This is a genomic window from Nostoc sp. 2RC, assembly GCF_014222165.1.
In the GTDB taxonomy this organism is placed as follows: Bacteria; Cyanobacteriota; Cyanobacteriia; order Cyanobacteriales; family Nostocaceae; genus Nostoc; species Nostoc linckia.
This window is the reverse complement of the sequence record NZ_JACKZU010000038.1, coordinates 1-22169: the sequence shown is the minus strand read 5'-3', so window position 1 is coordinate 22169 and position 22169 is coordinate 1. Positions and strand designations below refer to the sequence as shown.

General features: G+C 43.2%; 17 protein-coding genes and 1 tRNA gene. 13 read left to right on the top strand and 5 right to left on the bottom strand.

Annotated features, from left to right (window positions below; translation table 11 throughout):
* The first annotated feature begins 104 nt into the window (after positions 1–104).
* The 5 genes from GNE10_RS06915 (at position 105) to hemL (ending at position 5912) form a co-directional block, all read left to right on the top strand.
* A complete protein-coding gene (locus GNE10_RS06915) occupies positions 105–1325 on the top strand; it encodes an ABC exporter membrane fusion protein (protein WP_185564220.1) in 1221 nt (406 codons plus the stop codon).
* 193 nt (positions 1326–1518) lie between these two features.
* Complete coding sequence (gene devC, locus GNE10_RS06910; RefSeq protein ID WP_185564219.1) at positions 1519–2685, top strand: ABC transporter permease DevC; 1167 nt, start codon at positions 1519–1521, stop codon at positions 2683–2685.
* A gap of 139 nt (positions 2686–2824) precedes the next feature.
* The gene (locus GNE10_RS06905; RefSeq protein WP_185564218.1) at positions 2825–3571 is read left to right on the top strand and encodes a DevA family ABC transporter ATP-binding protein; all 747 of its coding nucleotides are present in this window, start codon (positions 2825–2827) and stop codon (positions 3569–3571) included.
* 110 nt (positions 3572–3681) lie between these two features.
* Positions 3682–4254: a heme-binding protein gene (locus GNE10_RS06900; protein ID WP_185564217.1), complete on the top strand. Its 573-nt coding sequence runs from the start codon at positions 3682–3684 to the stop codon at positions 4252–4254.
* A 353-nt stretch (positions 4255–4607) separates the two neighbouring features.
* Positions 4608–5912 carry a glutamate-1-semialdehyde 2,1-aminomutase gene (hemL, locus tag GNE10_RS06895; protein ID WP_221642757.1) on the top strand — a complete coding sequence of 435 codons (1305 nt, stop codon included), beginning with the start codon at positions 4608–4610 and terminating at the stop codon, positions 5910–5912.
* Positions 5913–6041: 129 nt separating this feature from the next.
* Here the strand turns inward: hemL and GNE10_RS06890 are convergent, their stop codons facing one another.
* Positions 6042–9575, bottom strand: coding sequence for an NB-ARC domain-containing protein (locus GNE10_RS06890; RefSeq protein WP_185564216.1), 3534 nt, complete (start codon positions 9573–9575; stop codon positions 6042–6044).
* Positions 9576–9758: 183 nt separating this feature from the next.
* Positions 9759–11645 carry an ATP-dependent zinc metalloprotease FtsH2 gene (ftsH2, locus tag GNE10_RS06885; RefSeq protein WP_099072077.1) on the bottom strand — a complete coding sequence of 629 codons (1887 nt, stop codon included), beginning with the start codon at positions 11643–11645 and terminating at the stop codon, positions 9759–9761.
* Positions 11646–12120: 475 nt separating this feature from the next.
* Between ftsH2 and hisF the strand changes: the two genes are divergently transcribed.
* The 3 genes from hisF (at position 12121) to GNE10_RS06870 (ending at position 13351) form a co-directional block, all read left to right on the top strand.
* Positions 12121–12891, top strand: coding sequence for an imidazole glycerol phosphate synthase subunit HisF (gene hisF / locus GNE10_RS06880; RefSeq protein ID WP_099068087.1), 771 nt, complete (start codon positions 12121–12123; stop codon positions 12889–12891).
* Between the two features lie 102 nt (positions 12892–12993).
* Complete coding sequence (locus tag GNE10_RS06875) at positions 12994–13185, top strand: hypothetical protein (RefSeq protein ID WP_096535022.1); 192 nt, start codon at positions 12994–12996, stop codon at positions 13183–13185.
* Between the two features lie 93 nt (positions 13186–13278).
* Positions 13279–13351, top strand: a tRNA-Ala gene (locus GNE10_RS06870).
* 527 nt (positions 13352–13878) lie between these two features.
* On the opposite strand, the gene GNE10_RS06865 is transcribed toward GNE10_RS06870, so the two are convergent.
* On the bottom strand, positions 13879–14040 hold the full coding sequence (locus tag GNE10_RS06865; protein ID WP_185564231.1) for a hypothetical protein: 162 nt from the start codon (positions 14038–14040) through the stop codon (positions 13879–13881).
* A gap of 339 nt (positions 14041–14379) precedes the next feature.
* Here GNE10_RS06865 and GNE10_RS06860 point away from each other — a divergent pair, with 339 nt between their 5' ends.
* On the top strand, positions 14380–15975 hold the full coding sequence (locus GNE10_RS06860; RefSeq protein WP_221642756.1) for a type I restriction-modification system subunit M: 1596 nt from the start codon (positions 14380–14382) through the stop codon (positions 15973–15975).
* The gene (locus tag GNE10_RS06855) at positions 15965–17203 is read left to right on the top strand and encodes a restriction endonuclease subunit S (RefSeq protein WP_185564215.1); all 1239 of its coding nucleotides are present in this window, start codon (positions 15965–15967) and stop codon (positions 17201–17203) included. Before GNE10_RS06860 ends, GNE10_RS06855 begins: the two co-directional genes overlap by 11 nt.
* Here GNE10_RS06855 and GNE10_RS06850 read toward each other — a convergent pair whose 3' ends face one another.
* The gene (locus GNE10_RS06850) at positions 17204–17539 is read right to left on the bottom strand and encodes a type II toxin-antitoxin system RelE/ParE family toxin (RefSeq protein WP_185564214.1); all 336 of its coding nucleotides are present in this window, start codon (positions 17537–17539) and stop codon (positions 17204–17206) included.
* A 6-nt stretch (positions 17540–17545) separates the two neighbouring features.
* A complete protein-coding gene (locus tag GNE10_RS06845) occupies positions 17546–17803 on the bottom strand; it encodes a type II toxin-antitoxin system ParD family antitoxin (protein WP_185564213.1) in 258 nt (85 codons plus the stop codon).
* A 72-nt stretch (positions 17804–17875) separates the two neighbouring features.
* On the opposite strand from GNE10_RS06845, the gene GNE10_RS06840 reads away from it, so the two are divergent.
* From GNE10_RS06840 to GNE10_RS06830, 3 genes are read left to right on the top strand one after another with little or no spacing between them, the layout of a single operon-like run.
* Positions 17876–18484 (top strand): endonuclease domain-containing protein, encoded by a 609-nt coding sequence (locus GNE10_RS06840; protein WP_185564212.1) that lies wholly within the window; start codon positions 17876–17878, stop codon positions 18482–18484.
* A 3-nt stretch (positions 18485–18487) separates the two neighbouring features.
* Positions 18488–21658, top strand: coding sequence for a type I restriction endonuclease subunit R (locus GNE10_RS06835; protein ID WP_185564211.1), 3171 nt, complete (start codon positions 18488–18490; stop codon positions 21656–21658).
* 17 nt (positions 21659–21675) lie between these two features.
* On the top strand, positions 21676–22083 hold the full coding sequence (locus GNE10_RS06830; RefSeq protein WP_185564210.1) for a hypothetical protein: 408 nt from the start codon (positions 21676–21678) through the stop codon (positions 22081–22083).
* Positions 22084–22169 lie beyond the last annotated feature (86 nt).

The following is a 22169-nucleotide window of genomic DNA, read 5'->3' as shown; positions in this document are numbered from 1 at the left end:
TAAGTTACCCTGTTGTGGCTATCTCTTTCACTACTCCCTACTCTTGCCCCAACGGGGGTTGGTGAGTTACACATCTGCTGGGAACAGGGAATTGAAGAATTGACATGAATTTACGATCGCTCTCGAAACCTTCAAAGCAATGGACGCTGGCTATAGTTGCTGCTGGTACTGCCTTCACAGGAATTATCGCTTTCTACGGTATTTCTCAATCAAAACCAACTAACAAACCCGTTGCAGTTGTGCAATCCACACCAGAAATTGAGGACGTTACCGCTTTGGGACGGATAGAACCAACAACGGAAGTCATCCAAGTATCAGTACCTACCACCTTAAGCAACGATCGCGTCGCCCAACTACTCATACAACGGGGTAGTAGCGTTCAAGCAGGTCAAGTAATGGCCGTTATGGATTCGCGCGATCGCTTGCAAAATGCTCTCCTGGAAGCGCAAGCACAAGTGAAAGTATCCCAAGCACAGTTAGCCAAGGTGAAAGCAGGCGCTAAATCTGGACAAATTGCCGCCCAAAAAGCTGAAATCAATCGCTTGCAAGAAGAATTAAAAGGCGAAATAGCTACTAGAGATGCTACAATTTCTCGCTGGCAAGCCGAAGTTACAACTGCCAATAGTGAGTATAATCGCTATTCCTCCCTTTACCAAGAAGGAGCGATCGCTGCTTTGGAGGCAGACCGAAAACGACTTGCTTTGAAAACAGCACAAGCACAGCTTACCGAAGCTAGGGCCAACCAAAATAAAAGTGTAGATACTCTACAAAAGCAAATCGAGCAAGCCAAGGCAACCTTAGATGAAATTGCTGAAGTACGTCCCGTGGATGTGCAAGCAGCTCAAGCAGAGGTCAATAAAGCGATCGCCGCAGTCAAAAAAGCTGAAGCCGATCTCGCAGAAGTTTATATCCGCGCACCCATAGCAGGTCGCATCCTAGAGATTAACGCTAAACCCGGAGAAGTCGTCAGTGACAAAGGTATTGCCGAACTCGGACAAACCAATTCCATGCAAGCGATTGCAGAAGTATACCAAACTGATATTGGCAAAGTTCGTCAAGGTCAACAGGTAAAGATTTCTAGCGATTCCTTCTCGGAAGAGTTGCGCGGAACCGTTCGGCTCATTGGACTACAGGTAAAGCAACAAGAAGTAACTAGCGGCCAACCCGGAGAAAACCTCGATCGCAAAGTCATTGAAGTCAGAATTGCCCTCGATCCACAAGCTAGCAAACGAGTGGCTAACTTAACTAATTTGCAAGTACAGGTTGCCATTCAGCCGAATAACAATAATGTTGAGAGGGAACAGGGAACTCTTAACAGGCAATAGGGAAAATATTGAATCGTGTAGCAGTTCAAGTCTCCACTTCCAACTGTTTGATTTTGAATTTTGATAGGAGTGACACAAAAACTCTCAGAAACTTTTATTTGTTTGCGTCCTACCCTACCTTAAGCCACTTGGTGTTTAGGCGTCCTTTGCCGTTAGTTTTTTCATGATTTTGCAATCCCCAATCCCTCACTATATGTTCAAATTATTTCCTAAAACTCCACTTGCTTGGCGGCAAATGAGCCGTCAAAGAAGTCGTTTGTTAGTTGCCATAGCAGGAATCGCCTTTGCAGATTTTCTCATGTTTTTTCAACTGGGAGTCAGGGATGCACTGTTTGATTCCCAAGTTAGTCCTTATACGACACTGAAAGGAGATTTATTTTTAGTAAATAAACTGTCTGATAACTTGCAATCTATCAAAACTTTTTCTAGAAATAAACTTTATAAAATCACAGGTATTGAAGGCGTAAAATCCGTTACTACCTTATATGTAGCTCAAGCATCCTGGCGCAATCCTGAAAATCGAGCCAGTCGTCAAATTTTCGTCTACGGAATCGATCCCAATCAGCCGGCATTTGACTTACCAGAACTCACTCCACAACTGAATAAACTGAAGTTATTAAATAGAGCGCTGTTTGACAGAGCCGGATTACTTCCTCAGCTTGGAGACGTTCCTAGTTTACTGAAAAAACAGAATCCGCTTGTGGTTCAAGCTAACGATTATCAAATTCAAATAGTTGGATTATTTCAGCTTGGTTCTTCTTTTTCTGCTGACGGCAATCTCATCACCAGCGATTCTACCTTTTTGCGGCTTTTTCCCCAACGCCAAGCAAACGACATCGATTTAGGTATTGTTGACGTAGAATCAAATGCCTCCATAGACAAAATTCAAGCAGAATTGCGAGCCAAGCTACCGAATGATTTACTCGTACTAAACCTCACTGAATTCACCGCCCGTGAAAGTGCATATTGGGCCACAGGCTCGGCTATTGGCCCCACTTTTAACCTGGGTGTTGCAATTGGGTTTTTAGTGGGAGCAGTGATTGTTTATCAAATTCTCTATAGCGATGTCTCCGATCATTTGCCCGAATACGCCACCTTAAAAGCAATGGGTTACAGCGACATATATTTGATAGGAGTTATCGTCCAAGAAGCCTTCATTTTAGCCGTTTTGGGCTTTATTCCAGGTTTTTTGCTCTCTAGTGGGTTTTATGTATTTTTTCAGTCAGTGACGTTTTTACCCACTGCTATGAAACTAGCTCGCGCAATAACCGTACTAGTGTTGACTTTCATCATGTGTATTGGAGCCGGAACCCTGGCTATGCAAAAATTACGCGCAGCCGATCCCGCCGATATCTTTTAACTACAGCATTTCCTTGCCAATACTTTGCGTACCTCTGCGTTTACCTTTGCCCCCTTTGCGTTTAATTTCCAACCTCAATTCCCCACGATATTACGAGTTTTGAGTTGAAATTTATCAAAATACTCGCATTTTGACTCTCATGCTGCAAAAAATAAATCTCGAAACTCACACCTCAAAACTTTCACTTCCAAACGCTTCTCTACAACCCGTTATTTCAATTTGCCACCTCAATTACTACTTTGGGCGGGGAGAACTTTGCAAACAAGTTTTGTTTGATATTAATCTCGACATTTATTCTGGAGAGATTGTGATTATGACCGGGCCATCTGGTTCTGGTAAAACCACCTTACTAACACTCATAGGTGGATTGAGAACCGCTAAACAAGGCAAGTTAAAAGTTTTGGGACAGGAAATGTGTGGAGCCTCTAAGAAACAATTGATACAAGTGCGGCGGCAAATTGGTTATATTTTTCAGGCACACAATTTGTTGACTTTTTTAACAGCCAAGCAGAATGTCCGGATGTCATTAGAACTGCACGATGAATACCTCAAGCAAGACATGGATCGGCTGGCGACGGATAGTCTTAAAAGTGTTGGTTTGGGCGATCGCATCGATTATTATGCAGACAGTCTCTCTGGAGGGCAAAAGCAACGAGTGGCGATCGCTCGCGCCCTAGCCAGTCATCCGAAAATTGTTCTTGCTGACGAACCTACTGCTGCTCTCGATAAAAAATCAGGCCGTGATGTTGTGGATATCATGCAGCGTTTAGCTAAACAACAAGGTTGCACAATTTTACTGGTCACCCACGATAATCGAATTCTCGATATTGCCGATCGCATCATCCACATGGAAGATGGACGGTTAGTACAACAAATAAGCGGCTAGTATTGCTACCGAGTCAGTCAAAAGAATTTATTTCCACCCTCGTTGTACTACTCAAATTGTAATTTTCTATTCTTTTAATACCATTAATTTTAGTTATTTGTGAAAATCTGATGAGTCAAACCGAAGAACCAAAATATTACGTCTTGCAATCCTATGGTGATATTGAAATACGGCAATACGAGCCAAAAATTGTTGCCGAAACAGTCATTCAAACTGAAAGAGATAGAGCAAATAGAGTAGGATTTTCTATTCTTGCCACTTACATATTTGGTGAAAACACCTCTGTAACCAAAATCGCCATGACTGCACCTGTGACACAATCACAGTCAAGTGAAAAAATCGCCATGACTGCGCCCGTCATTCAACAACAAGCAGGAGAAAATATCGCCACCAAAGCTTGGGTGGTACAGTTTGTAATGCCGTCACAATATACATTAACAACCCTACCGAAACCAAAAGACTCCCGCATTACTATCAAAGAAGTTCCCAGCAACAAAGTAGCTGTAATCCGTTTCTCCGGCTTAACTGGGGATGAACAATTAAAAGAAAAGGAAGCCAAATTATATGCTTTTCTCGCTCGGCAAGGTATGGAAGCAAAAAGTAAACCGATTTATGCTTTCTATGACTCTCCCTTTATTTTGCCTGCATTCAGACGCAATGAAATCATGCTCGAATTGAAATAAGATTTTGCTTTTTACTCTTAATAACTATAGTAATCCTATTTGATTTCTGAAACTATTTGTTGACATAGGGAGTAGGGAATAGAGAGTGGCGAGTATAGGACTCATATTTGATTTGGTGAAAAAACTCAGTACATTCCTAAATTCCTTTTTTCCTGTTCCCCGTTCCCTGTTCCCTTCCTACACAAATATGTTCATTAATCAAATCGGATTCCTATAGATTGATTTGTAACTCATTTACGATTGCTATACCAGTCGTAAATCATTTGTGAAATCTGACATAAAAGCTGTTAACAGTCAACAGTATTAGTCAATTAATTTTAGAACCCAAGTCAAATATTCCCGGAGAAAAAAGAATGATCGCAACGACTCAGTTAAAAACCACCAATTCTGAGGAAATTTTTGCTGCTGCCCAAAAATTAATGCCTGGAGGAGTCAGTTCTCCAGTACGGGCTTTCAAATCTGTGGGTGGTAAGCCAATCGTGTTCGATCGCGTCCTTGGTGCTTACATTTGGGATGTGGATGGCAATCAATATATTGATTATGTCGGCAGTTGGGGGCCTGCTATCTGCGGTCACACTCATCCGGAAGTGATTGCTGCTCTGCACGATGCCCTGAATAAAGGAACTAGCTTTGGTGCGCCCTGCTATCTGGAAAATGTACTGGCACAGATGGTAATCGATGCTGTTCCCAGTATCGAAATGGTGCGTTTTGTCAACTCCGGCACTGAAGCTTGTATGGCTGTTCTTCGTTTGATGCGAGCTTTTACGGGGCGGGAGAAGGTCATCAAATTTGAAGGCTGTTACCACGGACACGCCGATATGTTTCTCGTTAAGGCTGGCTCTGGTATTGCCACCCTTGGCTTGCCTGATTCTCCTGGCGTGCCCAAATCCGTCACTAGCAACACCCTGACTGCTCCTTTCAATGACCTAGAAGCAGTAAAAGTATTATTCGAGCAAAATCGTGATGAAATTGCTGGTGTTATTGTTGAACCTGTTGTGGGAAATGCAGGTTTTATTCCACCTGCTGCCGGTTTTCTGGAAGGTTTGCGAACAATTACCCAACAGCATGGAGCGCTACTGGTATTTGATGAAGTAATGACAGGCTTTCGTATTGCCTACGGTGGGGCGCAGGAAAAATTTGGTGTCATTCCTGACTTGACTACCTTAGGTAAGGTCATTGGCGGCGGTCTACCTGTAGGGGCTTATGGCGGTCGCCAAGAAATTATGTCGATGGTTGCTCCAGCCGGAAGCGTGTATCAAGCCGGAACGCTTTCGGGGAATCCACTGGCAATGACAGCAGGGATAAAGACCCTAGAGTTGTTGCAGCAACCAGGAACTTATGAGTATCTGGATGGCCTTACCAAGCAACTCGCAGAGGGAATGCTGGAGATTGCAAAAGAAACAGGTCATGCTGCCTGGGGCGGTCACATTAGTGGCATGTTTGGTTTCTTTTTTAACCAAGGCCCGGTTCGCAATTATGAGGATGCCAAAAAGTCAGACTTGAGTAAATTTGCTCGCTTCCATCGCGGCATGTTGGAACATGGAGTTTATTTAGCTCCATCTCAATTTGAAGCTGGATTTACTTCTTTAGCTCACACAAAAGCAGACATCGACCGCACCCTAGAAGCGGCGAGGGCAGTTTGTTTTTCATCTATTTAAACCACAATCCCCGGTAGGGGAGCTAGCTGTGCGCCCCTACAACGTGGTCTATTTAGTGAAAATACTGTACGATCAAAATCTCTTTGCGTCCTTGCGTCGCCGTGTCCCCGCGTCAGTCTTCACCCAGAATTAGATAACAGCTCCTAAGGAGGTCAACGTGGCAGTTGTCGCCTCAGTTAAACCTTTAACTCCGAAAATATTCATTTGCTCATAGGGCTTACTGGCTCTCATGGTTTTTAAACATTTCCCTGTTACGATATCCCACAGTCTAATGGTTTCATCGTCACCGCCACTAACCAAGGTTTGGTTATCTGGACTAAAGGCAAGCGACCAAACCAAGCCTGTATGTCCGTGCAAAACTTTTAGACACTGACCCGTGCAGACATCCCACAACTTAATTGTCAGATCGTGACTGGTACTAGCCAGTATCGTGCCATCAGGGCTAAAGGCGATGGATTGCAACCAGTTTGTGTCTGCTGGCAAAACTTTGAGGCATTCACCAGTACGTGGATTCCACAACCTGATTGTTCGGTCTGGACTAGCACTTGCTAGGGTATTACCATCAGGAGCGATGGCAATCGACCAAATCCAACTTGTGTGTCCTTGCAAGGTTCTGAGGCACTCACCTGTGTGAATATCCCACAACCTGACTGTTTGATCCCAGGAACCACTGGCTAATATTTCTCCTTGAGAAATGAAGGCAACTGACCAAATGGCAGCTTCATGCCCCTGTAAGGTTTTTAAGATTTGACCAGAACGGATGTTCCAGAGTTTAATCGTAGAATCTTCACTACCACTTGCTATTGTCTGGCTGTCTGGACTCAAGGCAATGGATAAAACTGCTGCGCGATGTCCTTGTAAGGTTCTTAAGGTTTGACCAGACCGAACATCCCATATCTTTACTGTTTTATCTCCGCTACTGCTAATTAGCATATTTCCTTGAGGATGAAAGATTGCGGAATAAACCCAGTTGGTATGTCCTTTTAAAACTTTGAGGCATTCACCAGTGGCGGTATCCCATAACCTGACAGTGCGATCGCGGCTGCTACTAGCAACAATTTGACCAATAGTTGACGGCAAACTGGCACTCACAGGACTAAAGCTAACAGAGAGTATTTGATTGGTGTATCCTTGTAAGGTATTGAGGCATTCACCTGTGTCTACACTCCATAGCTTCACGGTTTGATCGTGTCCGCCGCTAGCCAAAAGCTTACCTTGGGGACTGAAGGCAACTGCAAAGACCCAACTGAAATGCCCTTGCAGGGTTTTGAAGCATTCACCTGTATCGAGACTCCATAACTTCACCTGATGATCGTGCCCACCGCTCGCCAAAATGTCGCCTTGGGGACTGAAAGCTACTGAAAACACTCGATTAGAATGCCCCACAAGCGTTTTGAGACACTCACCCGTTTGGGTATTCCATAGCCTAATGCTTCGATCTTCGCTACCACTTGCGAGTATTTGATGGTTTGGACTGAGGCTAATTGACCTGATTCCACCATTGTGATGTTTTTCAAAGCTTTGAATACACTCTCCTGTGTTGATATCCCACAATTTAACAGTGCGATCGTCACTACCACTCAACAGTTGACTCTCTGCTTTGAAAACAACAGAAAGTGCCCAACTTAAATGTCCTTGCAGTGTTTTCAAGCATTCTCCAGTACTGCTATTCCATAGCTTCACAGTGTCGTCATCGCTACCACTAGCTAATGTGCAATTATCTTGACTAAATGCAACCGACCAAACCTCGTTTGTATGCCCTTCTAAAGTGCGGAGGCACTGACCGTTACTCACATCCCATAACTTAATTGTGTAATCTGTGCTACCGCTAGCAAGAATTTTACCATCAGGACTGAAGGCTAGTGATGTTACCCAACTTTTGTGCCGCGTGCAGATTAAGACTGGTTGCACATCCCTAACTTGGTACAGGTGAATTTCTCCATTACTGTCACCTACCGCCAGAAATTCTCCATCAGGACTAAAGGCTACTGCATAAATAGCGCCAAAGGTTTGACTAAAGGTACATTTTGCTATGTTGGCGTAAGCAAAATTCGTGTTTTGTAAATTGACATCTCGTAAATCGGCCTGCCAAATGGTTAAGCCAGAGAAATCATAACCAGTTAAATTAGTTCCTAGCTGATTGAGTAGATTAAGAATATTACCTGCTAAATATCCCGGTTCCAAGGGGGACTTTTCTTGCTGGTGAAGTAAGATTTGAGTCAGTTGATATTCCAAGTTTTTTTTGCCTTGAAACAGTTGAATTAATCGGTCGATGGTGGGATAGAGAATGAGACGAATTTGAGTTTCTCTGACATAGTCTTTGGCAGTAGCTTTAATCAGAGCATGACTTCTAAAAAGAGAAAATTGGTGTTGAGCAATTTCTTCAGACACTTCCTCAACCAAGCGACTTGTCACATACTCCATCACCACTGGCTGTAGAGTAAAACAGACTGCATGTCGTTCAATGAGCGATCGCCGTCCCAAAGATTCTAGGGTTTCTACTAAATTAACTTGGGGAAAAGGCGAAACTAAATCTTCTCGTAATTTGGAGAGGCTCACCGGTTCGCGATTAATGGCCAGCCAATACATTATGTGCTTTCCCCCATCAGATAAACGCTCAAATTGTTGTTCTAATAGGTCGCGAAGATCTCCAAATACGGTGGTTTCCTCCTTTAAAAACTCAGAAATATAACCATCAAATAAATCTTGAATCGTAGTTCCGACAATTTTTAAAGCTAAGGCATTACCTCCATAGCGTCTTACCAGTGCGTTGAATTGAGTTTCTGCACCCTTGAGCCTCTTACTTTTAAGAATTTCCTCTCCATCTCCTTCTTTGAGTCCACTCAATCGCAAAGTTCGTACCAGCAAAGCTTCTCCTTCCAAAGAAGCCACCTCTTTGGGTTTTTCTCGCGTTGTCAGTAGCAAGCAACTGCGGTGATCTGCTTCACCAACTCGTTCCAGGAGTTCGCCATACTGCTCGTATCCCAGGCTATATTGTCCGGTTCGACTTCCACCACGGAACAGAGCATCTACATTATCGAACACCACTAAGCAGCGCATCTCCTTAAACAAGTTCAGTAACAGAGAAATCTTTTCACTGACGCTTTCTGGCAATTCTGTTTCAGTTTCTTGCTCCTCAGACAAAAACTCGATGATGCCACTTAAGAACGTATCAATTGGTGGAGCGTCATACAGCGATCGCCAGACAATACAATCAAATTTATCCTGCATTAGTTCTGCCAATTTGATGGACAGACTTGTTTTCCCGACTCCACCCATTCCCAGAATGGTGACTAACCGACAGCAATCCTTGAGTAGCCACTCATCTAAAATATTGAGTTCCTCTGTACGTCCGTAAAAGGCTAAGACAGAAACAGCTTCCCCCCAATCTTGACGACAATTGGAATCTGAGGTGGAATAATAGCCTTCGTATAGGGAGCTACTAAAACCAAGAAAGAGAGCCTCAAGTGTTCGCTTGTCAACTCCCTTCCTACGATTCAAAACTTTTCTAATTGTTAGAGGGTCTAAGTTAGTGCGGTGGCTTAACTCTTCAAGAGTGAATCTCTTGCCAAAATTATCTCGAAACTCAAACTTGTGCCTTGCTTCCTCAAACTTCTGTAAACCAATAGAAGTGAGTATAACTCCGCGCTTACGTCTTGGCATACCCAAATTCCTCTAGGAACAAAAATATATTTAGCACAGAACTTAAGTACTTTTTCACCCATAGATATATTTATTTGTAAGTCATATCTCAGCAGTATAAAAAAATGAGGATAGTATGTGCTATCCTCATTTGATTTCTTGGCTATTTGTTAATTTTCTATCAGCCCAGAAAAGAGTTAATTATTATAGTTGTGGTACGTACTGTTGTTTTTCTGGAACCTCAGCGTACTCAGCTACAATCTGACGGAATTCTTCGCCGTCGATGGTTTCTTTTTCGATGAGCAAATCTACCAAGCGATCGGTGACAGTGCGATGGTCGCGGATAATTTTCTTAGCAGTTTCATAGCAATCTTCAACGATCGCTCTCACTTGTCCATCGATGCGAGAAGCGATGGATTCGGAATACTCAGATCGGGTTGTCCAGTCACGACCCAAGAACACTTCGCCTTGTTGGCTTTCCAAGGATAAGGGGCCTAAATCTGACATCCCAAACCGGGTTACCATTTGCCGCGCCATTCCTGACAACTGCTGCAAATCTCCACCTGCGCCAGTGGTTACTTCCGCAGCCCCAAAAATCACTTCTTCCGCAGCGCGACCGCCCAAAGCACCAGTAATCCGAGCTTTTAACTGGGAACGAGAAATCAAACCTTGTTCTTCGTTGGGAGTAAACCAAGTCAAACCCTGTGCTTGTCCCCGTGGAATCAAGGTAACTTTCTGCACTGGGTCGTGGTCTTTTAACAAAGTTCCCACTAAAGCGTGTCCAATTTCATGGTAAGCAATTAAGCGCTTGCTCTTGCTGTCTACCAATGGAGTACCTTCCATCCCAGCCACTACCCGATCCACCGCATCATCGATTTCCCGGAGAGTGATAGCTTCTTTGCGTCTTCTAGCGGTGAGAATTGCCGCTTCGTTGAGTAAGTTAGCTAAATCAGCACCAGTGAATCCAGGAGTGCGGCGAGCGATCGCTTCTAAGGATACGCTAGGGTCTAGTTTCTTGTTGCGCGCGTGGACTTGTAGAATTTCCAAACGCCCTTTGATGTCGGGTGAATCTACTGTTACTTGGCGGTCAAATCGTCCGGGACGCAACAATGCTGAGTCTAATACGTCTGGGCGGTTGGTAGCAGCAATAATAATGATGCCTGTGTTACCTTCAAACCCATCCATTTCGGTTAGTAGTTGGTTGAGAGTTTGCTCTCTTTCGTCGTTACCGCCACCGATACCAGCACCCCGTTGTCTACCCACAGCGTCGATTTCATCAATGAAGATGATACAAGGAGCGTTATCTTTAGCTTTCTTGAACAAATCGCGGACGCGGGAAGCACCCACACCAACGAACATTTCCACGAACTCGGAACCAGAAATGCTAAAGAAAGGTACGCCAGCTTCCCCAGCGATCGCTTTTGCCAGTAAAGTTTTACCAGTTCCAGGAGGCCCGACTAACAGCACTCCCTTGGGAATGCGTGCGCCCACAGCAGTAAATCTTTCTGGTTGTTTGAGGAAGGTGACAACCTCTTGCAATTCTTCCTTAGCTTCTTCAATCCCGGCTACATCGTCAAATTTGACCCCAGTTTTTGCCTCCATTTGGAAGCGGGCGCGGGATTTGCCGAAGTTCATTGCTTGACCGGGGCCGCCGGGAAGGTTGCTAGAACGGCGGAACAAAAAGAATAATCCAGTAATCAATAAAACAGGAAACACCAGATTGCCCAACAATCCCCAAATTGCACCATCATTCCGCATGGGGTGAGCATCAAAACTAATTGCCTTTTCTTTAAGCTTGGTAATTAACTCAGGGGCGTTAACAGGCAGATCCACCCGCCACCTTTGGACGTGATTTTCCAAGTCTGGATCGCGGGCTTCTAAAATTGCTGTTCTACCGCCTTCGTAGAGATCGACACTGATGACGCGATCGGCATCCAAATATTCTAGGAAACGACCATAGGTCATCCGAGTATTGGCGGCATTTTTAGTCATATCCGCAGGCGCACCTGCGAAAGCCCCTTGCCAGAAGAAAAAGCCAATTACCAAAGCCGGCAACGTCCAGAGTGCCAGGACTTTCCAGGAAAATTTCATGTTAATTTGCCTCTAGATGTTTATACAACTCATTACCCTTAGCAATGTAAGGTTTATGATTTTGTCACTTTGAGCCGTTAAACGGATGTTCATAAATCCATTTTGTTTAATTTGATTTCTTACATGCACAGTTCTAAAGGCACTAGACCATTATGGCTATGCCAATAAGAATCTTAATTAAAGTTAACTTAATTTTAATACAATATCGCACGAGAAAAGAAAGAGAATAGGCATTGGGCATTGGGTATGGGAAGGCGTGGGAGGTGTAGGAGGTAGGGGAAAAGGTTAAAGGGTAAAGGATAAAGGAATAAATTTAACCTTTCCCCCTTACCCCTTTCCCTTTTACCATGCCCTATGCCCCATGCCCTATGCCCCATGCCCCAAACTCCATACTCGTGAAAATTTTCGTTTGCGAATACCCGCGCCAATTTAAAATTTAAATTCTGGTCAATTACGTAGAAGTACAAAAATCACTATGTTATCTAAAAGAATCTTACCGTGCTTAGATGTGAAGGCGGGACGGGTTGTTAAAGGAGTTAATTTTGTTAACCTCCAAGATGCGGGCGATCCTGTTGAACTGGCAAAGGTTTACAACGAAGCTGGTGCTGATGAGTTAGTATTTCTGGATATTACAGCCACTCATGAAGACAGAGCTATTATTTTAGATGTGGTCTACCGTACTGCCGAACAAGTCTTCATTCCATTGACTGTGGGTGGGGGTATTCAATCCTTAGAAAATGTTAAAGCTTTGTTACGAGCTGGAGCAGACAAGGTTAGTATTAATTCTGCGGCAGTACGTGAACCAGACTTGATAAATCGGGCTAGCGATCGCTTTGGTAATCAATGCATAGTTGTTGCTATTGATGCTAGACGCAGAATTAACCCAGAAAATCCAGGTTGGGACGTTTATGTACGTGGTGGCAGGGAAAATACAGGCTTAGATGCCCTACTCTGGGCACAAGAAGTTGAAAAACGGGGGGCTGGAGAACTGCTGATCACAAGTATGGATGCTGATGGAACCCAAGCTGGGTATGACCTAGAGTTAACTCGGACAATTGCTGAACTTGTGGAAATTCCAGTCATTGCTTCTGGTGGGGCAGGTAATTGCGAACACATATACGAAGCCCTCACTCAAGGTAAAGCTGAAGCAGCATTACTGGCATCACTCTTACATTACGGTCAACTCAGCGTAGCTCAAATCAAAAATTATTTGCGCGATCGCCAAGTACCAGTACGTTCTTTTTGACAAGTGGCTATTTATCTATCGATTGCATCTATCTGTAGTGAGACACACTTCCACAAAAGGATGTTAATATTAGTTTACATCTATTAATAAATATTAAGAAATATGTTGCTTCCTATTTTAATTTTTGATGTAGCCCTGGTTGCATGGTCGCTGCACCTCATGGAAAGAGCCTACGAAAATAAGGAATTCTCTTTAATGTTGGCTGGTACATTAGTGGCACTGGCGGCAGCTGCTATGTTAGTAGTCTACTTCTTAATGGGTCACTGTATGGCTTATTTGCTGCAAGTATCATAAACATTGCTAAGTAGCATTTAAAGATCATTAAAATTTCGTATCAAAAGATTGACAAAACACAGATGAATAGGCTAAGCTAGTTCAGGCATTTAAGGGGTTATAGCTCAGTTGGTAGAGCACCTCAATGGCATTGAGGGGGTCAGCGGTTCGAATCCGCTTAGCTCCATTTGTACATTAAATTATTAATGTCAGTTTTAAAGAATTATTGTCCAATTCGACACATCTCAGGGACATAAGTCAGCTATTATTCTGGCTTTCAGCCCTTAATCTAGTTTTAAAGAATTATTGTCCCAAGTTGAAACCAGTTTTAAAGAATTATTGTCAAAAAAAAAGGTAACCTTGTCGTCAGATACATTGGTTCCAATGTATCGTTAAACCTTAGTATAAATAGCACAGACTCTGGCAATATGCCATTGAAGTGCTCCTTTCAAACCACCCTAATGAATAATTTTACGATAGAAGCCTATAAAAGTGAAATTGCTGAAAATATAACGAGTAAAGTCTTTCAAGCGACCAGCTATCAGAAGGCTGAGTAAAACTCCTATGCCTGAAGGCTGGCTTACGGCTTTTAGCAGGGTTAGTAGTTTCAACCCACCACCTAGCGGGAGGGTTATTGAAACCTCACCCTTCAAAATGCTGATCTCTACTGGCTTGAGCAGGCTATTTTGACAAGTCTACTTAAAAGCTAATTTTCTACAGCGAGTAAATAAACTTTGATTCCCCTTGAGAATTATAAAATTCAGTCAAGATAAGGCTTGTGGCAATAGCCATCTGAAGCGCAACTGAGAAAAATTGCTGCTCCTCACCTTCCAGATAGCTCTTTAAGAGCGCAATAACATGGCGGGCTGTTGACATAAGGCATTTAATCTGGACGGGTATTTCAAACTCTTTCTTATAAACTCAATATCTCTCTTTACAACTTTACAAGTTGCCTGTGATAGAGATTTATATTACGCACAATAGTTTTATAAAGTCCTTGCAAGAACAATTGTACTATTAATTAACTAATTTTGGAATATTACTAATGTATGTAAAATAGTTTACGCTTACTGAAATCATTCTGAAATCATTTTTTGGTTTATATTGGTTTTTTTAAAGAAAATCACTTGTACTAAAAGAGTTTAATTGCTGTATAAATAGTTATTACCCCTAAAGTAAGTTTACGTGTCTGAAGTCTCGGAGAAATCGTCAAAGGTGAGTCGAAAAATATCCAAGGTTGAAATTGCTACCTCTATTAATCTACCCCTGACCTATGTTGGCAAAATCACCCAGCAGCAGCTAGAAAAGCATCTGTGGGATGCGGCGGACATATTGCGGGGAAAGATTGACTCAGCAGACTTCAAACACTACATTTTTGGGTTGCTGTTCTTCAAGCGGTTGTGTGATGTCTGGGAAGAAGAATATGACCAACGGCTGAAACTTTATCAAGATGCAGAATTAGCGGCTGACCCAGAGGAACACCGCTTTCACATTCCACCTGGGGCGTTTTGGAATGACATCAGGAAGCATTCCACGAATATTGGTGAACATCTTAACGCGGCTTTCCGGGCAATTGAAGATGCTAATACTCGGCTGCGGGGAGTATTTCAGGATGTGGATTTTAACAATAAAGAACGCTTCCCCGATGCGACATTAGAGTTATTATTGCAGCACTTTAGTAAACATCGCCTGCAAAATTGTGATGTTGAGGCGGATATTCTGGGGGATGCTTATGAATATCTGATTTCTAAATTTGCTGATGATGCGGGGAAGAAGGGAGGCGAGTTTTACACTCCCAAGATGGTGACTCGCTTAATTGTTATGTGCTTACAACCAGATGAGGGGATGAGCATTTATGACCCTACTTGTGGTTCTGGGGGTATGTTACTGGAGGCGGTGAATTATCTCCAGCGTCAGGGGAAAAATCCCAAGTCGTTGCAGTTATATGGTCAGGAAATGAACCTCAATACTTGGGCGATTTGTGAGATGAATTTGTTTCTCCATGATATTGATGATGCGTTTATTTTGCGGGGAGATACTTTAAGAGAACCGAAGCATTTAGAAACCTCACCCCCTACCCCTCTCCTTGGTAAGGAGAGGGGAGAAAAAAATGAAGGAAAAGGTGTATTAAAAACATTTGACCGAGTGCTGGCAAATCCGCCGTTTTCTCTGAAGAATTGGGGAGATGAAGCTTGGAAAAACGGGGATAAGTTTAGTCGAGATACTTATGGTTGTCCGCCAAAATCCTATGGGGATTTGGCATTTGTGCAGCACATGATTGCTAGTTTGAATGGAACTGGTAAGTTGGGCGTAGTTTTACCGCATGGGATTCTGTTTCGCGGGGGTGCGGAGGCGAAAATCCGCCAGGGAATTTTGCAAGATGATTTGATTGAGGCTGTGATTGGGTTAGCACCAAATTTATTTTATGGTACGGGTATTCCGGCTTGTGTGTTGATTATTAATAAGCAGAAAGAAGCCAAGCGGCGGGGTAAGGTGCTGTTTGTCAATGGTGCTGAGGAGATGGTAGAGGGGAAAAACCAAAATACTCTCTCTGAGGCGAATGTGGAACGGTTGGCTAAGGCGTTTTTGGCATTTGCGGATGAAGAACGTTTTGCGCGGGTGGTGGATTTAGCTGAGATTGAGAAGAATGATTTTAATCTCAATATTGCCCGATATGTGCAGACGGCTGAGGAGGAAGAACAAATTGATGTGGCGGCGGAAGTCCAGGTTTTAAAGGAGTTGTTGGAGAAGCGGGATGAGGCTGAGGCGAAAATGTTGGGATTTTTGGAGGAACTGGGTTATGGTTCCTAATGGATGGAAGATAGTCAACATTGAGAATATCGCAACGGTAAAAGGCGGCAGGCGAATGCCAAAAGGCAGACCGTTTGCTGAAGAAGTAACGCCTTATCCTTACATTAGAGTTAGCGATTTTAAAGATGGTTCTATTAGAAAAGATAATCTTAAATACGTCTTGCCTAACGACCGCGAACAAATTAAGCATTACACTATATCATCTCAAGATATATACATATCAATAGCAGGAACAATTGGATTAGTGGGAACTGTTCCACGAGAGCTTGATGGAGCGCAGTTAACGGAGAACGCAGCTAAGATATCTATTAAAAATCCCAAAAATATTGATATAAATTTTTTAAAATATGTGCTTTCGTCTAAATTTGTACAGAATCAAATTGAGCAGGCAAAAGGTATAGGAGGAGGTGTACCAAAACTTGCTATCTTCAGGATTGAGAAAATTACTATTCTTCTTCCTACTATTTCTGAACAAAAGAAAATTGCTGAGATTCTGAGCAGTTTGGATGAAGCGATCGCATCCACTCAAGCAGTCATCGACCAAACCCGCAAAGTCAAGCAGGGACTACTCCAGCAACTCCTCACTCGCGGTATTGGTCACACGAAATTTAAGGAAAGTGCGATCGGGAAGATTCCGGTAAATTGGGAAGTAGAAGAACTAGCTAAAGTAGCAAGAGTTATTGATTGTAAGCATCGGACTCCAGAATACGTAGAATCAGGATTTCCTGTTGTCAGACCTAGAGATGTTAAGGAAGGCGCTCTTGATTTATCAGGATGTCTTCGGACGACTAAAGAAGACTATGAAGATTTAATTGAGAACCATTGCCCATCTGTCGGAGACATCATATATAGCAGAAATGCTACATTTGGAGTTGCTGCAATAGTCGAGACTAATGAATTATTTACAGTCGGTCAAGATGTGTGCATTATAGTAGGGCAACTCCTTATTGGCAGACTTCTTTTTTATCTGCTGAACTCACGTATTATCAAAACTCAAATCGATAAACTTTCTGCTGGTTCTACATTTCAACGCATAAATTTGAAAGACATTCGTCGTTTTCTTGTTCCAGTAATAGCTGAAGATGAGCAGAAAGAAATTGCAGCGATTGCTGACAGTGTTACTGAAGAAATAAAAACACTAGAAACTCAATTACATCATTTACAAACAATCAAAAATGGTCTAATGCAAGACCTCCTCACAGGTCGCGTCCGCGTCACAAACATCTAATTAATCTAACTCATCCTCTCTCAAATCGTCATCCAAAATCGCCTCAATATCTCTCTTGCCATGCAAAACACGTAAAATCTCTACATCCTCATCAATACATCGATAGAAAACCAAATAATTTTTAAATCCCTTAATCGCTTGCTGCCGAATATCAACTAAATTAGGATGAGAAAAACTACGCACCTTACCAATTTTTGGCAATTGAGCCAATTGCTTAAAAGTTTCCTCCGCAGCAGCTAAAAACCTATCAGACATCTCCATATTATCCACCGCAATATAAGATGCTAAATCAATTAAATCGCGGATAACCTGCGGACGTTTGTAAATATTACCCATTTCCTTTTAAGCTTGCTGCTGAGAAATTTTTTTCTGCACAGCTTGACGGATATCATCCCAATCTTGGTCAGTTAAAGGTGTAGCACTTCCCGAATTTAACCCTTCTAATAATAAAGTTTGCAAACGTTCCTCAGCTTTGCGCTTTTGGTCTTGACGCACCAATTCACGGAAATACTCGCTAACTGTGCTATATCCGCCACTAGCCACTTGTTCCTCTACGTAAGTACGCATTACATCAGGCAGAGAAATATTTATACTTTTCATAGGTGTCTCTCATGCGCTTACTAAACTTAGTATGGCAAAAAATGCCATTTCCTGCCATTTACTGTTCAACCCATGACAGATCATAGAGAATATAGTTCGTCAATCTCATCTACTAATGAATTTTTGACCTCACCCCCTAGCCCCCTCTCCTTGAAAGGAGAGGGGGGAGAAGAGTTTTTAGAAGGGGGAGAAGAGTTTTTCGAGGCGGGAGAAGAAAGGGTAAAAGTTGGTATTTGGAAAACATCACCAGAACTTTGGGAAAAGCTGAAACCACTGGCTAGACAAATGCGCCACAAACCAACATCAGCAGAAAATCACCTTTGGCAATATCTACGTAATAGACTACTTTTGGGCTATAAATTTCGCCGTCAACATTCAATAGACCGCTTCATTGTTGATTTTTGGTGTTCCCAAGCCCAATTAATCATTGAAGTTGACGGTGCAATACACCAATACACTCAAGCAGAAGATGCTATTCGTCAACAATTTCTAGAAACTCAAGGCTACAAAATATTACGCTTCTCAAACGAAGCCGTCCTCTACAACACCAACGAAGTTCTCAACAAAATTCAATCCTTTCTCCTTTCCCAACCTCCCAAAACTTCCCCCTCTCCTTCTTATTCCCCCTCTCCTTCAAAGGAGAGGGGGCTAGGGGGTGAGGTTCACAACCCCAAAAGTTAAAATATGAAAGCCTCCGAATACACCCTGGTCGAAAAACCCTGCATAGATGCCTTAGTCAAATTTGGCTACACTTGGCTACCACCCCAACAAAACCAAACCGCCAGAGACAGCCTTAACCAAGTCATCCTCCGCGATATCTTCATTACCGCCATCCAACGCATCAACAATATCCCCCAAGAAGTCGCCCGCGCTACCTACCAGGATATGCTGGCAGTCACCGATAATGAACAATGGACAAACCTGCTGCGGGGAAACTATAGCCGTAACGTTCCCGGTGAAGCCACCAAAAAAACCATACGCCTCATAGACTTCCTCTACCCCGAAAACAACACCTTCATCGTTACCAATCAGTTTACAGTTCAATCCCAGCAAACCCGTAAACCTGATATTGTCGTCTTCATCAACGGTATTCCCCTGGTGGTTATCGAAGCCAAAAAACCCTTTACCGCCAAAGACAAAACCGGGGAAGCATTTGAGCAAATTAAACAATACGAACGCGATATTCCCCGCCTGTTCTACTCCAACGCCTTCAACATCATTACCAATGGCGTAAATGTTCTCTACGGTGCAACAGGCGCACCCTCAACTTATTGGGGAACCTGGAACGAAGCAGAAAAAACAGCAACAACTCCCCCCTCTCCTTCCAAGGAGAGGGGGCTAGGGGGTGAGGTCTTTTTTAGAAACGAATTAGAGAAACTACTTTGGTGTTTACTAAAACCTTCTCGCCTACTCGACATCCTGGCACACTTCATTATCTTCGAGAAACGAGAACAGAAAATAATTAAAAAAGTCTGTCGCTATCAGCAATTTCGCGCTGTCAATAAAATTGTAGACCGAGTAATTGCACCTCTCCAACCAGATCCCAAAAACCCAAAGCGCAAATATCGCAAAGGACTAATTTGGCATACCCAAGGCTCAGGTAAAAGCCTGACAATGGTGTTTGCTACCCTCAAACTCAAAAAACACCTAACTCTCAACTCCCCAGTTCTAGAAAATCCTAACATTTTAGTTTTGAGCGATCGCATCGACTTAGATGAGCAAATAGACAAAACTTTTAAAGCCTGCGGGCTACCTAACCCCACTCACATTACCTCTGCTGAGGAACTACAAACAGCCATCCACAGCAACCCTATCGGCTTAACTTTACTCTCCACCATTTTTAAATTTGACCAGTCAGCCACAGCAGCAGCCAACAGCCACAACTGGATTATTTTGGTAGACGAATGTCACCGCACCCAAGAAAAAGATTTAGGTGCATATTTAGAAAAAACTTTACCTCATGCCTGTTTTATTGGCTTTACAGGTACACCCATCCAAACCACGGACAAAGACACTTATCAAAACTTCAGCCTTCCCGGTGAAGACTATCTCGACCGTTACAGCATAGACGACGCTGTAGCCGATGGTGCTACTGTTCCCATCCGTTACACCAGCCGCAAAGCAGAATGGCAAGTAGATGAGAAAAAACTAGATATTTTATTTAATAATTGGTTTGAGAAGGAACCAGAAGAAATTGTTCACAAAATCAAAGCGCGAGGCGTAAAAGTTGAGGATTTAGTCAAACACCGCCAACGCATTGAACTATTAGCCTATGACATTTGGGCGCATTTCTCCTCTCATGCAGCCCCGGAAGGCTTTAAAGCACAAATTGTCGCCATCGACCGGGAAGCAATAATTCTCTACAAACGGGCATTAGATAAAAACATCGCCAAAAGCTTAATTAAACAAGGTTTTGACCCAGAAACAGCCAAAACCTGGGCGGAAGCCATGAGTGTCCCCATTTATTCCAGCAACCAAGAAGACGCAAAACCCAGCGAAGATAAATATATTGATGCACTGCGCCAAGACCTCAGAAAATACGCCTTGGATAAAAATGGTGAAGTTGCTGCTATCAACAAATTTCTGGGGGAAAATGCCGACTACGAAGCCAAAGTCCAGAGTGGGGAAGTACCAACCGTACATTTCCTCATCGTCTGCAACAAACTGCTGACTGGGTTTGACGCACCGCGCGAAAGCGTCATGTATTTAGATAGCCCCTTAAAAGAACATAACTTATTGCAGGCCATAGCGCGAACCAACCGCGTCTATGGTTCTCACAAAGAATTTGGGCTAATTGTTGACTACATCGGCGTTACCAAAAACCTCACCGAAGCTTTAGCCACCTACCGCCAAGCCGACGTGAAAAACGCCATGAAAGACCTAGATGTGGAACGCAGCCAACTCAAAGCCGCCCACTCCGAGGCGATGAAAATTATTAAACATATCCCCCGCAACACAGGAGACATCCGCCAAGAATACGACACCCTGATTCAGCATTTGGGGAGTGAGGATAAATGGTACGAATTTCATCGTCTCGCCAGAACCTTTATTAAAGCTTACGATGCCCTTAGCCCTGACCCGTTGATTCTCGATTACAGAAATGACCTGAAATGGGTAGCTGGATTTTTACCTTTAGGAAAACTGACCTTTGAGAAACAAGAATCTACCTTAACTCGTGATGTCAGTGCCAAAATCAGAGAAATGCTCAACGAACACCTGGATATTACAGGCATTACCACACTTTGCAAGTTACATGATATCACCGACCCAGATTTCTGGAAGGATTTTGCAGTCAATCAGCCCGAACCAGAAATAAAAACTGCGGCGGTACGCAAAAGTGCCGAACTCCGCAAAGTTATGCAGCAGAAAGTTGATGAAAATCCCTTATATTACGGGACATTTTCTGAGAGAGTTTTAGAAGTTTTACGCGAGTTTGAACAAGGTCAACTGGAAGCCGCCGAAACCCTCAAGCGATATGAGGAAATTGTGCGCGATATGCAAGCGGCGGAACAAGCCCATAAACAAACGAGTTTGAACCAGAAAGCTTACGGTGTCCTCAAAATTTTAGAAGCCTTCTTGCCAGAAAATCAGGGTCAAGGCGATAGCAGCCAGAGTGATTCTAGCAGTGCTGACTCTGATAATGAGCCAAATCCCCTAGAGAAAGCAGCGCAAGCCATTGACCAACTTTACTCCAGTGATGAAACTGCGCCTCCTGGCTGGCATTTGAAAGAACAGTTACGTAAAGAACTGCGGCAAAAAGTTCGTACTTTGGTGTTTAATTTAAAGCTGGAAAATTGGAAAGATATACCTAGTAAGGTTGATGAGTACGCGCTCAAACATTACAGCAGTACTTGAGTGATGAGTTTACAGGTATGAAATCCTACACCGACGTATATAAAGACTATATGGCCGATGTTTATCGCCATGCAGAAGAGGAATATTCTTGGTATAAAAAAGCTGATAATTTAAGAGATGCTGTCAAGAAAGCTTTTCTTAGTGAAGACGAACAGGGAAAAGTTCATAGTCATCAACACCTTGTTGGCCGCCAGCGTTTAGCTTTAGCAACTGAAATTGCCTTAGAACGCTTTGATAATCTCGGAATCAGCAGTTTTGACAACTTTAATACCATTTACCAATTTGTTCAGTCTGTTAGCGCTGAGGTACACGGCTTCGGTCAATTAGCCACATACGACACTACACTTCGTATTGCTAAATATTTGGGTTGTGAACTTCAGGAAGTCTATCTTCATGCAGGCGTTATATTATGTCCGCATAATTAGTTATGATTCCCACAGTATTGCACCCCACCCCGCCAAAGCTACGCTTTGTCTCCCCTCAGAGCCTGCGGGGAGGGGATTAAGGGGTG